The organism is Bosea sp. RAC05 (genome assembly GCF_001713455.1).
Taxonomy (GTDB): domain Bacteria; phylum Pseudomonadota; class Alphaproteobacteria; order Rhizobiales; family Beijerinckiaceae; genus Allobosea.
In genome coordinates this window covers 527067-540546 of sequence record NZ_CP016464.1, presented here as the reverse complement: position 1 = coordinate 540546, position 13480 = coordinate 527067, and the positions used below count along the sequence as shown (strand labels likewise).

Here is a 13480-nt window from a genome sequence, read left to right as displayed (position 1 = left end):
CCGCGGCGGCGTCAGGCCGCATTGGCTTCGCCCTGCTCGAGTTCGTCGATCGCAGCCGCGAGGCGCTGTTCCTCGCCGTAGTAGCGTGCACGATCCCAGAAGCGCGGCCGGCCGATGCCGGTGGCGCGATGGCGCCCGAGCAGCTTGCCGTTCGCGTCCTCGCCGAGGATGTCGTAGTTGACGAGATCCTGGGTGATGATCACGTCGCCTTCCATGCCCATCACCTCGGTGATGTGGGTGATGCGACGGGAGCCGTCGCGCAGGCGCTGCGCCTGGATGATCACGTCGATCGAGGAGCAGATCATCTCGCGCAGCGTCTTCGAGGGCAGCGAGAACCCGCCCATCGTGATCATCGATTCGATACGGCTGAGGCATTCGCGCGGCGTGTTGGCGTGGAGCGTGCCCATCGAGCCGTCATGGCCGGTGTTCATGGCCTGCAGCAGGTCGAACGCCTCGGGTCCGCGCACCTCGCCGACGATGATCCGCTCGGGCCGCATGCGCAGGCAGTTCTTGACGAGATCGCGCATGGTGACGGCGCCGGTGCCCTCCAGATTGGGCGGCCGGGTTTCGAGACGCACGACATGGGGCTGCTGCAGCTGCAGCTCCGCCGCGTCCTCGCAGGTGATGACGCGCTCGTCGAGGTCGATGTAGTTGGTCAGGCAGTTGAGCAGCGTCGTCTTGCCGGAGCCCGTGCCGCCGGAAATGACGATGTTGCAGCGGACGCGGCCGATGATCTTGAGGATCTCGGCGCCGGGCGGCGAAATCGCGCCGAACTTGACGAGCTGGTCGAGGGTCAGCTTGTCCTTCTTGAACTTGCGGATGGTGAGCGCGGGGCCGTCGATCGCCAGCGGCGGGGCGATGACGTTGACGCGCGAGCCGTCGGCGAGACGGGCGTCGCAGATCGGCGAGCTCTCGTCGACGCGCCGGCCGACCTGGCTGACGATGCGCTGGCAGATGTTCATCAGCTGCGCGTTGTCGCGGAAGCGGATGTTGGTGAGGGTGATCTTGCCGCCGGTTTCGATGAAGGTCCGGGTGGCGCCGTTGACCATGATGTCGGCGATGTCGTCGCGCGCCAGAAGCGGCTCGAGCGGGCCGTAGCCGAGCACGTCGTTGCAGATGTCGTCGAGCAGTTCCTCCTGCTCGGCGATGGAGAGCACGACGTTCTTCAGCGAGATGATCTCGTTGATGATGTCGCGGATTTCCTCGCGCGCCGATTCGCCGTCGAGCTTGGCGAGCTGCGACAGGTCGATGGCTTCGATGAGAGCACCGAAGATCATGCTCTTCATCTGGTAGTATTCTTCGGAGCGCTGCGGCTCCGGGGCGGCGACCGGCGCCGGGCGCCGGGGATCGGCTGCCTGCGGCTCCGGCTGACGCTGGACCGGGGCCGTCGGCGTCGGCGCCCTCACGGCCAGTGCGGGCGCTGCGGCTCCACCGGTGGATCGCTTTCCGAACATCTCAACCCTCTCGCACGCAAACGGCCAGAGCGGGCCGCCCGTAGGGCAACCCGGTCCCGCTCACGGTCCTGTCGACGGTGGCTCCGGCCTGGGGACTGTGCATGATCAGGCCTTGCGACGGAGCTTGGCGACGAGCGGCTCGAACAGGCTGCGCTTGCTGCGCTTGGCCTCGCCACGGCCGGTGAGGCTGCTGGCGATATGCACGAAGGCCTCCGCGATCTTGCCGCCGGCCTGCACCTCCGCGATCATCTGGCCATTGTTGGCCGCGGTGCCGAAGAGCTGCGCGTCGAAGGGAATCGACGTCAGCACGTCAATGCCGAGCGCCTTGGAGAACTCCGCCGCGTCGATCTCCGGCCGCTTGGGCATGCCGACCTGATTGAGCACGAGCTTCGGCCCGGCATCGTTGGGGCGGTTGGCGCGGGCGAGGTCGATCAGGTTCTTGGCGTTGCGCAGCGAGGCGAGCTCCGGCCCCGCCACCACGACGATCTCGTCGGCCGAGATCAGCGCCCGCCGGGCCCAGCCGGTCCAGACATGGGGCACGTCGAGCACCACGCAGGGAACGGTGGCGCGCAGCAGATCGAAGAGCTGCTCGAAGGCGTCCTCCGGCAGGTCCAGCGTGCGATCGAGCATCGCCGGGGCGGCCAGCAGCGCCAGATTGTCGCTGCAGCGGGAGAGCAGCCGGTCGAGCATGTTGGCGTCGAGACGCTCGGGCGCGAAGACCGCCTCGGCGATGCCCTGCGGCGGATCCTGATTGAAGTCCAGGCCCGCGGTGCCATAGGCGATGTCGAGGTCGACGATCACCGTCGAGGCATCGAGGTTGCGGGCGATCGCCCAGGCGACGTTGTGGGAGACGGTCGACGAACCGACGCCGCCCTTGGCGCCCATCACGGCGATGATGCGACCGAGATTGCGGGCGCCGGGCGCGACATAGAGCTCCGACAGCGTCTTCAGCACGTCGAGCGTACTGAGCGGGGCGATGAGGTATTCGCTGACGCCGCGGCGGATCAGGTCGCGGTAGAGCTGGACGTCGTTGACGTGGCCGATGACGATGACCTTGGTACCCGCGTCGCAGCTCTCGGAGAGCGCGTCGAGATGGCCGATCAGGCTGGACGCATCCGCGACCGTCTCGAGCACGATGATGTTGGGCGTGGGCGCCGAGCGGAAGGCTTCGACGGCGGCTGCGGGGCCGCCCATGTGAATGCGCGCATGCGCCTTGTCCATGCGCCGGTCGGCGATGGCGGCCTGCATGGTCGCGGCCACGCCCGGCGTCTCGCAGAACGCCTGCAGGGTGACGCGCGGCAGCGGCGCGACGACGTCCTCGACCGCGCTGCCCGAGACGCTGCCCTGGTCCTCCCCGGCGTTCATCAACGGCCTCCGACGCTGGAGTTGATCTGCGGCGTTTCCTGCCGGTACTGCGTCGACGGATCCTTGCCTTCGCGGATCTTGGCGATGGCGCCCATGCGCTTGGCGATGTCGGGACGACCCTCGCTGCGCGAACGGACCAGATCGATCGGGTCGGCCACCTGGGCGGCGAGCGTCGCCTGGCTGGAACAGCCGAAGTTCCAGTAGGGCTCGTTCGACATATCGTTCTTGAAGCTGGAGACGCCGGTATCGGCCGGCCACTGGCCGCAATCATGCGGCAGCTTGGCCTGCAGCGAGGCGAAGGTCAGGCGGATGGGCGAGGCGAGATTGGCGTCGGAGACCGGATAGGTGCGCACCGACAGGGCATTGCCGGGGATGCCGCCCCGCGCCAGCGCCGAGCGGATGCCGTTGAGCGTGTCGTGCGCCGCCATCTCGCGGCGGGTGCCCGTGGGAACCTCTGCGACCAGCCCGCCCTTGCCCGAGCGGCGATACTCGCGGGCGAAATCCGCGACATCCTCCGCCTGGCGATCGTCGAGCCCGCCGCCCGAACGTCCGACGAAAACGTCGAGCGAGCGTGGCGCGTCGCGCAGCACAATCGGATGCCGCTCACGCACGTCCACGGGGATACCCGTTTCGGCGAGGTCGCGCTTTCCGGAGCAGGCGCCGAGCAGCATTGCCGCAGCCAGGGCGATGCCGAGGCCGAGGGGCCGGGTGTTCTGCTGTGATCGAGCCATCATGGTCTCGCCATTCCTTGCGTGTTCGGACTTCGCCATCGCGACCGGCTTCAGTCGGCGATGAAGCCGACGCGGCCCTTGTAGGCTTGCGGAGCCGGCCCGCCGCCGGTTCCGTAGATCTTGTTCAGGCGCCCGAGCAGGACGGCCTGCGCGTCATGAGCATCGACGAAGCCGTCATCGGGGCGCTGCACCTGGTTGGGTTCCATCGGCTTGGCGATGTAGGGCGTCGCCGTGATCATCAGCTCGGTTTCCTCGCGCTGGTAATCGCGCGAGCGGAAGAGCACGCCGATCACCGGCAGGTTCATCAGGCCCGGGAAGCCGTTGAGCGACTGCTTGGAGACGCGCTGGATCAGGCCGGCGGTCGCGAGCGTGCCGCCGGAGGGCAGTTCGACCGTGGTGTCCGACTTGCGGACCCGGAAGGCCGGGGCGTTGACGACCTGCTGGCTGCTGTTGCGGGTGTCGCTCAGGCGCAGCTGGTTCTCGAAGTCGAGCTCCGTCACCTCGGTCGCGATGCGCATGCTGATCTTGTTGTCCGACAGCACGATCGGGGTGAAGTTCAGGGCCACGCCGATCGGCCGGTACTGGATGCCGAGCGTGCAGAGGCCGGTGCCATCGCAGGAATAGCCGCTGGGAACCGGGACTTCGCCGCCGGCCGTGAACTTCGCGCTCTCGCCCGAGATGGCCGTGACCGTCGGTTCGGCGAGGACGCGCGAGAGGCCGGCACGCTCCAGCGCGCGCAGGGTAAAGTTGGTCGAGTTGCCGATGCCGGCGGTGACGGCGGTCGCGGCCAGGGCCTGCGGCTGCAACGGCAGCGGGTTGTCCAGCGTCGGCATGACGGAGAAGTTTCCGAGCTTCCACTCGCCCGTCGAGTTGATGCCGAGCTGCTTGATCGCCTTGCGCGACACCTCGGAGACGACGACCTTGACCATGACCTGGTCGCGGCCGCGGATCGTCAGCGAATTGATCACCGCCCCCTTGGAGGACGTGAAGAAGCCGGACGAGGTGCCGACGAAGGCGTTGGCGATGTCGACGGCCTGGGTCGCCTCGGAGGCGTTGGCGACGTTGCCGATCAGCAGGATCGAGTTGCCGGCCGGCTTGACCTCGATCTGGGCGCGCGGCATCGCGGTCTTCAGCGTCTGGCGCAGCACGTTGAGGTCGCGCCCGACCTCGATCTCGAGGGCCGTGATCTGGCGACCCTCGCCGTCGATGACGAACATCGAGGTCGAACCGTCGGCGATGCCGATGATGAAGAGCTTGCGGGCCGAGCGGACGACCGCGTTGGCGACCTTCGGATTGGCGACGAAGACCTCCTTGGCGTCGCGCGGCAGCTCGACGATCAGCGAGCGGCCGATCGAGAGATCGAGCTTGCGCGAGATGGCGTGCTCGCTGGTCCCGACATTGAGAACGGGAGCCTGGCCGTTGGGCTGGGCGAAGGCCGGCCCGGCGAGCGCCAGTACGAGGGCGGCGGAGAGGAGGGTACGGTGCCGGTTCACTGGTTCGCACTCCTCATGGTCACGCCATATTTCACGATCGTCATCGCGCCTTCGGCCGTCGGGCCCGTCACGACCTGGCCGGCATCCTTGAGGCTGCGCAGCGAGAGCGAGAGCGTTCCCATCTTCTGGGCGCGGAACAGGCTTTCGGCCTGACCGGGCTCGACCTCGAGCGTCGCCGTCTCGCCGACGACGACCTTCTCGCCGTTGCGCTCCTGGACGTTCTGGCCGATCGCGAGAACGCGGAGATTGCGCAGGATCGTCTCGCTCATGAAGGCGTCGCCCTCGCCCTCGACCGCCGGCCCCTTCACCGTGACGATGACGTCGACGCGATCGTTGGGGAGGATGAAGCCGCCGGCCGTGTTGGCCCCGCGGCTGTCGGTCGAGATCGCAACGGCGCGCATGCCGGAGGGCAGCACCGCCGAGAGGAAACCGGTGCCGTCGGTCTTGATCAGCTTCTCGCGGCGGATCGGCTCGGAGGCGAGCATGCCGTAGCGCACGACCTGGCCGGCGAGCTCCGTTTCAGCCTGCGGCGCCTCGTCCTTGCGGACGACGCCGGCCGGCACGCTCGAGAGCGGCCAGTCGAGCCAGCGCAAGTCGCCGGCGGCGACGACGTTACCGACGGGAATATCCGCCGCGGCGACGAGGACGGGCACCGTCGGCGCCTGCTCGATCCGCGCTGCGGGAGCGGGGGCCTGCGACGGTTTCTGGATCAGCATGGCGGCGCCGATGCCGGCGACCAGCGCGACCAGGAGAATGATGATGCGGGCGGGACTCATAGCGACTGACCCTCAGCCAAACCCAGTTGGCTCTCGGCGAGGATCGTGCGGCTGGAATCGTCAACTTATGGTTAATCGGACGTATCTTTTTTGAAGGCTGGCCCGGCGTCGCGCCGGCGGCACCCTCACAGCCCCATCGCGGCCCGCCAGAGCGCGCTGTCGGGCAGCACCAGGAGCGCGGCGAAGGCCAGCGCGATGCCATAGGGCACGCCTTCCTTCGGCGAATGCAGCCGGCGGGCCCAGGACCAGCCGGTCGCGACCTGCGGCAGGGGACCGGAGCGCAGCTTGAGGAGGGCGAAGGTGAGCACGCCGCCGCCGATCGCCGCCAGGGTGAGATAGGGCATCAGCTGCTCGAAGCCGAACCAGAGCGCGGTCACCGCCGCGAGCTTGGCGTCGCCGCCGCCGATCCAGCCGGCGGCGAACATGCCGAAGCAGATCACCAGGACGAGACCTCCCGCCGCCAGATGCCAGGCGATCTGGCTCCAGCCCAGCCCGAGCGTGGCGGCGCAGACCGCGAAGGTGGCCAGCAGAACCAGGCAGAGCCGATTCGAGATCGTCATCGAGACGAGGTCGCTCGCCGCGGCATAGGCCATGGCGGCCGGAAACACGAAGAGCAGGGCGATGAACTGGAGCGACATGGACATCCCCTACGGGAGTGGTGATCATGGCGGCGATCCTGCCGCAGGCGCCTCACCAAACCCTTACTGTGGTCGCAGCGATGACGGCGAAACCGGCCGCCTCGAATCAAAACGCCCCGGACGAACCGGGGCGTTTCGGTTTCGCGGTGGCGGGACGTTGCCGCCCCACGCGCCGGATCTTACTTCAGGCCGTTGTTGATGGCCGTGAACTTGGCCGACAGGCTGGTGCCGATGTTCGTCCAGACGGTGATGCAGACGACGGCGATCAGGGCCGCGATCAGGCCGTACTCGATGGCGGTGGCGCCGGACTCATCCTTGGCGAAGCGAGCGAAAACGTTGGTCATGTGAAACTCCTCTTGAACCACGGTTTGACGGCTGCCTTCGCTCTGAAGTGGCTTCGGTCAGCGACAAGATGGACATTACCCCGCCCCCCTTGCCGATCGGTTAAGGCGAAGGAAGAATTCGCCCGATCTTCAAGACATTCGAGCGATGGTTAACGGCAAATTGCCATAGTCACTGACAGATTATATTATGTCACTACATGTTTTTGACAGTTAACGAGCCGTTTTAAGTTTCCCATTCCTGCCCATCAACATGGGGATCGCGTACCTTCGCGCCCCGTTATCGACACGAGAGGCCGCTTGTCTCCCTTGGTCAAGCTGCCGTGGCCGTCGCCAAACCCGCCCGCACAGCCCGATTAGGGTTTGATTCATCATTTTCCGCTTAGCTGTCGATACGGAAATCTTGAGGCAGCGCGATGTTCACTCTCCCGGCCGCCCTTCGGCGCCATCGGCCCCGCTCCGCCTTGACGATCGCCGCGCTCGCGGGAGCCGTCACGGCGCTCGCGCTGGCCGCCGGTCCGACGCAGACCCAGGCGGCGCCCGCCACGGGCACCGTCGAGAGCGTCATCGTCAAGGTCGACCACGCCAAGGTGGTCCGGCTGCCCGAAAAGGCCCAGACCGTGATCGTCGGCAACCCCGCCATCGCCGATGTCGCCGTCCAGAAGAACGGCGTGATGATCGTCACCGGCAAGAGCTTCGGCGTGACCAACCTGATCGCGCTCGATGCGGCCGGCACGCTCCTGGCGGAATCCCTCGTGCGCGTGGGCGCGGATTCCGATTCCGTCCTGACCGTGCAGCGGGGACTCGAGCGCGAGAGCTATTCCTGCACACCCGTCTGCCAGCCGGCGGCGCAACTCGGCGACGCGCAGAAGTATTTCGGCGAGGTCGGCTCCCAGGCCAGCACCCGCAATGGCGCGGCGCTCGGCGCGAGCAAGCGCTGAAACTCGACGCCACAGGGTTAAGCATCCGCTAACCGCGATTCGACCGCACCTGCGACCGGTCTAACGGATCGGCAATTCTTTGCCCGTAAGAGTGGAAGCGTCATCTGACCGATGCCGCTTCCAAGGAGCCAACAGGCGAAAGCCGGCCCGAGGTTGCGCGGCAGCGACCTGCACGCGACAACGGGACCCGGACGGCATGACCGACCCCTCCACCATCGATCCCCCGGCGGCCCCCGCGCCTGTCGCGGCACGCCGTGCACGGTTCCGGCTGCTCGGCCGCTTCCGCCGGTCGCAGGAGGGTGCGACCGCCGTCGAGTTCGCCTTCATCTCGATCCCCTTCCTGATGCTGCTCGTCGCCATCCTGGAAACGGCGCTGCTGTTCTGGACCAGCCAGGTGCTCGAGGAGGCGGTCTCCCAGACCTCGCGGCGCCTGCTCACCGGCGAGGCGCTGACGCGCTACACCGGCAATGCGGCCACCAACACGCAAGCCTTCAAGAATGACGTCTGCGCCAATGCCCCGGGCCTCGTCGACTGCTCGAAGCTGGTCATCGACGTTCGCGCCTACACCTCCTTCGCCAATGCGAAGAACGGCACCGACGGCACCAATCCGATCTCGGCCGGCGGGCTGAACACCACCGGCTTTGGCTACAATGCGCCCCAGCCGCAGCAGATCGTCGTGGTTCGGGCCGTGCTCGAATACCCGCTCTACTTCACCTACTGGAGCGCGAGCCTCGCCAATATCGGCTCCGGACGTCGTGGCATCGTCGCCTCGACGACCTTCCGGACCGAGCCCTTCAACGCGCCCGCGCCATGAGGTTTCCAATGACGCGCGTCTTTTCCCTGCGCCGCAACCGGGCGGCCCTGCGGCGCCTGACGCGACGCTTCCGCGGCAATCCTCGCGGCGTCGCCGCCGTCGAATTCGCGATGATCCTGCCGGCGATGCTGGCGATCTATTTCGGGATCGTCGAAACCGGCCAGGGCGTCATGATCGACCGCAAGGTCACGCAGCTGACGCGCTCGCTGGCCGACCTGACCGCGCAGTCCACCACCATCTCCAACACCGAGATGAGCAACATCTTCGATGCGGCGCAGACGGTGATGATGCCCTACACCACCGTCAGCCCGAAGATGTCGGTCCATCACATCGTCGTCGACAGCGCCGGCGTGGCAAAGGTGTGCTGGAGCGAGCAGCGCAACTCGACCAAATTCGCGCGGGGAACCACGGTCACGATCCCCGCCGATCTGCGCCTGCCCAACAGCTCGCTCATCATGGCGCAGGCGAGCTACGACTTCACGCCCGTCGTCGGCTGGCTCATCCAGGGCGGCGCGATCTCGATCGGCGGTGACCCGATCTATATGCGCCCGCGCCTCGGCAAGGCCGGCGGCACCGCCAGCATCGAGCAGGTCGAGCGCTCCGGCGTGTCGATGTGCCCCGGCTTCAGCTGACCGGGACGACGCGCGCGCCCGACCGCCTCAGATCGTCTGGTTGTAGGCGCCGACTTCCGGGTTGAGCCGCAGCACCGCATCGATCGCGGCGAAGACCTCGCGCATCCGCGCATCCGACACCGGGCTCTCGCAGACCACGACGAGCTCCGGCTTGTTCGACGAGGCCCGCACGAGGGCCCAGCTGCCGTCCCGCGTGGTGACGCGTACGCCATTGACGGTGACGACGTCGCGGATCGGCTGGCCGGCGAAGTCCGCCCCTTGCGTCTGCAGCGCCTGGATCGCCGCGGTCACGCGCTCGCTGACCTGGTACTTGATCTCGTCGGCGCATTTGGCGGCCATGGTCGGCGTACCCCAGGTCTTGGGCACGGCGGCGTAGAGCTCCGCCATCGATTTTCCGGGGTTGCGGTCGAGCATGTCGATCACCGCGATCGCCGTGACGAGCCCGTCGTCATAGCCGCGGCCGACCGGGGCGTTGAAGAAGAAATGGCCGGACTTCTCGAAGCCCGCGAGCGCGTTCAGATCGCGCACACGGCGCTTGATGTAGGAATGGCCGGTCTTCCAGTAGTCCGTCCTGACGCCGAGCGCCTGCAGTTCGGGATCGGTGTGGAACAGGCCCGTCGACTTCACGTCGACCACGAACTGCGCGCCGGGATGCAGCCGGCCGAGATCGCGGGCCAGCATGACGCCGATCTTGTCGGCGAAGATCTCCTCGCCATGGTTGTCGACGACGCCGCAGCGGTCCCCGTCCCCGTCGAATCCGAGCGCGACGTCGGCGCCATGCGCCTTCACCGCGTCGGCCATGGCGTGGAGCATCTTCATGTCTTCGGGGTTGGGATTGTAGCGCGGGAAGGTGTGGTCGAGCTCGGCATCCATCGGGATCACCTCGCAGCCCAGCGCCTCGAGGATCTGCGGGGCGAAGGCGCCGGCCGTGCCGTTGCCGCAGGCCGCGATCACCTTGAGCTTGCGGGTGATCTTCGGCCGGGAGGTGAGGTCCTTGAAGTAGACCGCCGGGAAGTCCGGCACGAAGACATAGGAGCCGCCGCCGACGAGATCGAAGTCCCCCGAGAGGACGATCTCCTTGAGCGCGCCCATCTCCTCCGGGCCGAAGGTGACGGGCCGCTGGGCGCCCATCTTGATGCCCGTCCAGCCATTGTCGTTGTGGGAGGCGGTCACCATCGCGACGCAGGGCACGTCGAGCGCGAACTGGGCGAAATAGGCCATGGGCGACATGGCCAGCCCGATGTCGTGAACCTTGCAGCCCGCCGCCATCAGGCCGGTGACCAGCGCCATCTTGATCGAGGAGGAATAGCCCCGGAAATCATGCCCCGTGACGATCTCGGGCGCGATGCCCATGCGCCGGATCAGCGTGCCAAGCCCCATGCCGACGGCCTGGACGCCCATCAGATTGAGTTCCTCGCCGAAGAACCAGCGCGCATCGTATTCGCGAAAGCCGGTCGGCTTGACCATCGGCAGGGATTCGTAGGCGAAGGTGTTGGGTGTCAGTTCCGGGAGCGGCTTGGGGAACATCGGGGCATCCATCGCGAAGAACGGCTCGGGGTGCGGGTAGCGCAGCATGGGACGGACCATGTGACGCAAGAACGACGCCAGCCCATAGCGGATCGGGCGCGAAACGCTAGGGGGCGTCGCGCCAACCAGGCGTTGGGCACCGAGGGCGCGGTCAGCCGCGCAGGATCATGCGGCCGGTCTGGACCTCGTAGCCGCGCAGCTTGGCAAGGAAGGAGGTGCCGAGCAGGCTCATCGAAAGCGCGCCTTCGGGCAGGACGACCGCCTCGACATTGCGGACGAGGATGGAGCCGAGGCGGATCTCGCGCAGGGTGACGCGGGCCCCCTTCACCGTCCCGTTGGCGGTGCTCAGCGTCATCTTGTAATCCCCCGGGGAGGGGCGGATGCCCAGCGCGATCGCATCCTTCGCCGTCAGCGCGACGAGGCTGGCGCCGGTATCGACGAGCATCTGCACGCGGAAATTGTCGATCGAGGGATGCACGACATAGTGGCCGCGATAATCGGCCGCCACCGTCAGGGTCGGCGGTTCGGCGGGACGGAACGGCGCGGCCGGCGGCTCGTTCGCCCGCGCCGTGGCCGGGCTTGCGGTCATGCTCGCGGCACTCGGCGCTTCGCCCATGCCGACCCAGTCGGCCAGCCTTCCGCCATATCCCACCGCGCTCAGTGACGCGATCGCCGCGATCCCGAGCGCCCAGACGACCGGATTTTGTGCCATCGGCCTGCCTTTCCCCTGCGTTCCGGCGACGATGCGGCGCAGTTCCTGCGGAAGGGTGAAGACGGGCTGCAGGATGAGGCGCGATCCGGGGTTGTGGATCGACCAATGCGCGACAGGCTTAACCGCGCTTTGCCAGGACCGCGTGAATTGGCCTCGAACGGGCTAGAGGCGGGCTAGAGGAAGGACTGCCCGACCAGGGCCTCGATGGCGTCCCGGCGCGGAATGCTCGGCTGGGCGCCGGCCGCCGTACAGGCGAGAGAGCCGGCGGCGAGGCCGCGCTGCAGGGCGCCCGAGAAGCCGTAGCCGGCGGACAGCGCCGCCGCGAAGGCGCCGGTGAAGCTGTCTCCCGCCGCCACCGTATCGACCACACTGACGACGGGGGCCGCGAGCCGGCGGCGGACGCCGCCATGCCAGCCGACGACACCCTCGGCGCCGAGCGTGACGATGCAGGCGATGCCGAGTTCGCCGTCGCAGCGGCGGGCGATATCGTCGGGCTCCCGCTCGGCCCAGCCCAGCGACTGCGCCAGCACCAGCGCCTCGTGCTCGTTGGCGACGAGCATGTCGAGGCCCGCGAGCAGCGCGGGATCGGGCGGCCCGGCGGGCGCGAGGTTGAGGATGACGCGGCCGCCGGCCTGCTTCATGCGCCGTGCCGCCATGAGGCATTCCGTTTCCGGCACCTCGCGCTGGAGCAGCAGGATGTCGCCCTCGCCGAGCGGCAGCGACGCCAGGGGCGTCGCGCTCGCCTGGGCATTGGCGCCGGCGGCGACGACGATCTGGTTGGCGCCGTCGGCATCGACGGCGATGAAGGCGGCGCCGGTCGGCGCCGCGACGCGCGCGACATCGGCGAGGTCGACCCCGTCCTGCGCCAGCAGCGAGAGCGCGATGTCGGCGAAGGCATCGGTCCCGACCGCGCCGACGAGGCGCACCTGCGCCCCGGCGCGGCGGGCCGCGAGCGCCTGGTTGGCGCCCTTGCCGCCGGGATGGAGAGCGTAGGACGGACCCATCACGGTCTCGCCGGCGCCGGGCAGACGCTCGACCGGGGTGACCAGATCGACGTTGAGCGAACCGAAGACGACGATCATGCCGCGATGGCTCCGGCGAGACGGCGGATGCCGGCGACGAAGGCGGCTTCCGGCGTCGTCACAAGGGCCTGCAGCCCCGCCGCGGCCAGCCCGGCGCCGTAGCTCTCCGCCATGGCGCCCTCGGCGACGAGATGGACGGTGTCATGCCGCCCGAACAACGCCAGCGCGCCCGCGATCTCGTGGCCGACCAGCAGGGCCGAGAGATAGGGGCCGACGGCCGAACCCGGCAGCCGCCCGGCCAAGACCTCAGAGCGGGCCGCGAAGGCGGTGTTGAGCAGGCCGCCGGGGCGCCGCGAGGCGGCAAAGCCCGCCGCCAGGCCGAGCCGTGCGCCCTCCTCGCTTTGCTCCTCGGCGAGACGGGAGAGGATCGAGTTCTGCCGCAGCAGGCCCCAGATCTCGCCGGTCATGAAGCTGGCGAAGCGGGTGATCCGTCCGCCCTCCACGAGGGCCCATTTCGAATGCGTGCCGGGCAGGCAGACGATGCCGTCCGCCAGCCCGAGCCCGACGATCAGGGTCTCCTCGCCGCGCATGACGTCGAAGGCGCCCTCGTCGCAGGAGAGGCCGGGCAGGATCAGCGCAGGCGTGCCGTCGGCCAGCGCGACCGTCAGGCCGGCCGCGGCGATGGCATCCGGCGAGGCCGGGCATGGCACATAAGCCGCCTCGACCCAGCCATTGCGGCTGCCGACCATGCCCGCCAGCACGATCTGCGCCTCGGGCGCCATCCGGCGCAGGTCGCCGGCGATGGCCTCGAAGGCGGCCGGGAAACCGCCTGCGGGAACCGACTGGATGCCCTGGTCGGCGCTGCGGCGCTCCAGAACCTCGCCGGCTGCCGAGATGAGGAAAGCGCGGGCGCGGGTCGTGCCCCAGTCGAGCGCGATCAGGGGTCTGGGCATGGGGAAGGCTCCGGGACCCCCTCCCCCTCGTGGGGAGGGGCAGGGGTGGGGGGCGAACGACCGGGTGACAGTTGCACCACC

At 68.3% G+C, this 13480-nt stretch carries 14 protein-coding genes; 3 read left to right on the top strand and 11 right to left on the bottom strand.

What is annotated here, in order from left to right:
• Nucleotides 1–11: 11 nt before the first annotated feature.
• The 7 genes from BSY19_RS06075 to BSY19_RS06045 all read right to left on the bottom strand — a co-directional run bounded on the left by BSY19_RS06075 (nucleotide 12) and on the right by BSY19_RS06045 (nucleotide 6801).
• Nucleotides 12–1454: a CpaF family protein gene (locus BSY19_RS06075; protein WP_069053365.1), complete on the bottom strand. Its 1443-nt coding sequence runs from the start codon at nucleotides 1452–1454 to the stop codon at nucleotides 12–14.
• 105 nt (nucleotides 1455–1559) lie between these two features.
• On the bottom strand, nucleotides 1560–2819 hold the full coding sequence (locus BSY19_RS06070) for a CpaE/TadZ family protein (protein WP_069053364.1): 1260 nt from the start codon (nucleotides 2817–2819) through the stop codon (nucleotides 1560–1562).
• Nucleotides 2819–3553: a CpaD family pilus assembly protein gene (locus BSY19_RS06065; RefSeq protein ID WP_236840478.1), complete on the bottom strand. Its 735-nt coding sequence runs from the start codon at nucleotides 3551–3553 to the stop codon at nucleotides 2819–2821. Before BSY19_RS06065 ends, BSY19_RS06070 begins: the two co-directional genes overlap by 1 nt.
• Nucleotides 3554–3600: 47 nt before the next feature.
• The gene (locus tag BSY19_RS06060) at nucleotides 3601–5043 is read right to left on the bottom strand and encodes a type II and III secretion system protein family protein (protein ID WP_069053362.1); all 1443 of its coding nucleotides are present in this window, start codon (nucleotides 5041–5043) and stop codon (nucleotides 3601–3603) included.
• Nucleotides 5040–5819: a Flp pilus assembly protein CpaB gene (gene cpaB / locus BSY19_RS06055; protein WP_069053361.1), complete on the bottom strand. Its 780-nt coding sequence runs from the start codon at nucleotides 5817–5819 to the stop codon at nucleotides 5040–5042. The genes BSY19_RS06060 and cpaB overlap by 4 nt, the downstream gene beginning before the upstream one ends.
• A 125-nt stretch (nucleotides 5820–5944) precedes the next feature.
• Nucleotides 5945–6457, bottom strand: coding sequence for an A24 family peptidase (locus BSY19_RS06050; RefSeq protein WP_069056890.1), 513 nt, complete (start codon nucleotides 6455–6457; stop codon nucleotides 5945–5947).
• A 179-nt stretch (nucleotides 6458–6636) separates the two neighbouring features.
• Nucleotides 6637–6801 (bottom strand): Flp family type IVb pilin, encoded by a 165-nt coding sequence (locus tag BSY19_RS06045; protein ID WP_069053360.1) that lies wholly within the window; start codon nucleotides 6799–6801, stop codon nucleotides 6637–6639.
• A gap of 413 nt (nucleotides 6802–7214) precedes the next feature.
• On the opposite strand from BSY19_RS06045, the gene BSY19_RS06040 reads away from it, so the two are divergent.
• From BSY19_RS06040 to BSY19_RS06030, 3 genes are all read left to right on the top strand, one after another.
• Nucleotides 7215–7739, top strand: coding sequence for a pilus assembly protein N-terminal domain-containing protein (locus BSY19_RS06040; RefSeq protein ID WP_069053359.1), 525 nt, complete (start codon nucleotides 7215–7217; stop codon nucleotides 7737–7739).
• Nucleotides 7740–7935: 196 nt separating this feature from the next.
• A complete protein-coding gene (locus tag BSY19_RS06035; RefSeq protein ID WP_069053358.1) occupies nucleotides 7936–8553 on the top strand; it encodes a TadE/TadG family type IV pilus assembly protein in 618 nt (205 codons plus the stop codon).
• An 8-nt stretch (nucleotides 8554–8561) separates the two neighbouring features.
• Nucleotides 8562–9185 (top strand): TadE/TadG family type IV pilus assembly protein, encoded by a 624-nt coding sequence (locus BSY19_RS06030; RefSeq protein WP_069053357.1) that lies wholly within the window; start codon nucleotides 8562–8564, stop codon nucleotides 9183–9185.
• Nucleotides 9186–9212: 27 nt separating this feature from the next.
• Here the strand turns inward: BSY19_RS06030 and BSY19_RS06025 are convergent, their stop codons facing one another.
• From BSY19_RS06025 to BSY19_RS06010, 4 genes are all read right to left on the bottom strand, one after another.
• Nucleotides 9213–10712 (bottom strand): phosphomannomutase/phosphoglucomutase, encoded by a 1500-nt coding sequence (locus tag BSY19_RS06025; protein WP_069056889.1) that lies wholly within the window; start codon nucleotides 10710–10712, stop codon nucleotides 9213–9215.
• Between the two features lie 151 nt (nucleotides 10713–10863).
• Nucleotides 10864–11424: a retropepsin-like aspartic protease family protein gene (locus BSY19_RS06020; RefSeq protein WP_069053356.1), complete on the bottom strand. Its 561-nt coding sequence runs from the start codon at nucleotides 11422–11424 to the stop codon at nucleotides 10864–10866.
• A 173-nt stretch (nucleotides 11425–11597) separates the two neighbouring features.
• Entirely contained in the window at nucleotides 11598–12506 is a 909-nt protein-coding gene (locus BSY19_RS06015) for a ribokinase (RefSeq protein WP_069053355.1), read from the bottom strand.
• Nucleotides 12503–13399, bottom strand: a complete 897-nt coding sequence (locus BSY19_RS06010; protein ID WP_069053354.1) for a 2-dehydro-3-deoxygalactonokinase — start codon at nucleotides 13397–13399, stop codon at nucleotides 12503–12505. Before BSY19_RS06010 ends, BSY19_RS06015 begins: the two co-directional genes overlap by 4 nt.
• Between the last annotated feature and the right edge of the window lie 81 nt (nucleotides 13400–13480).

Excerpts from the sequence above, each read along its gene's own strand:
- BSY19_RS06050 (WP_069056890.1), bottom strand. The coding sequence starts at position 6,457 with ATGTCGCTCCAGTTCATCGCCCTGCTCTTCGTGTTTCCGGCCGCCATG.
- BSY19_RS06070 (WP_069053364.1), bottom strand. The coding sequence starts at position 2,819 with ATGAACGCCGGGGAGGACCAGGGCAGCGTCTCGGGCAGCGCGGTCGAG.
- BSY19_RS06010 (WP_069053354.1), bottom strand. The coding sequence starts at position 13,399 with ATGCCCAGACCCCTGATCGCGCTCGACTGGGGCACGACCCGCGCCCGC.
- BSY19_RS06065 (WP_236840478.1), bottom strand. The coding sequence starts at position 3,553 with ATGATGGCTCGATCACAGCAGAACACCCGGCCCCTCGGCCTCGGCATC.
- BSY19_RS06075 (WP_069053365.1), bottom strand. The coding sequence starts at position 1,454 with ATGTTCGGAAAGCGATCCACCGGTGGAGCCGCAGCGCCCGCACTGGCC.
- BSY19_RS06025 (WP_069056889.1), bottom strand. The coding sequence starts at position 10,712 with ATGTTCCCCAAGCCGCTCCCGGAACTGACACCCAACACCTTCGCCTAC.
- BSY19_RS06040 (WP_069053359.1), top strand. The coding sequence starts at position 7,215 with ATGTTCACTCTCCCGGCCGCCCTTCGGCGCCATCGGCCCCGCTCCGCC.
- BSY19_RS06015 (WP_069053355.1), bottom strand. The coding sequence starts at position 12,506 with ATGATCGTCGTCTTCGGTTCGCTCAACGTCGATCTGGTCACCCCGGTC.
- cpaB (WP_069053361.1), bottom strand. The coding sequence starts at position 5,819 with ATGAGTCCCGCCCGCATCATCATTCTCCTGGTCGCGCTGGTCGCCGGC.
- BSY19_RS06020 (WP_069053356.1), bottom strand. The coding sequence starts at position 11,424 with ATGGCACAAAATCCGGTCGTCTGGGCGCTCGGGATCGCGGCGATCGCG.
- BSY19_RS06030 (WP_069053357.1), top strand. The coding sequence starts at position 8,562 with ATGACGCGCGTCTTTTCCCTGCGCCGCAACCGGGCGGCCCTGCGGCGC.
- BSY19_RS06045 (WP_069053360.1), bottom strand. The coding sequence starts at position 6,801 with ATGACCAACGTTTTCGCTCGCTTCGCCAAGGATGAGTCCGGCGCCACC.
- BSY19_RS06035 (WP_069053358.1), top strand. The coding sequence starts at position 7,936 with ATGACCGACCCCTCCACCATCGATCCCCCGGCGGCCCCCGCGCCTGTC.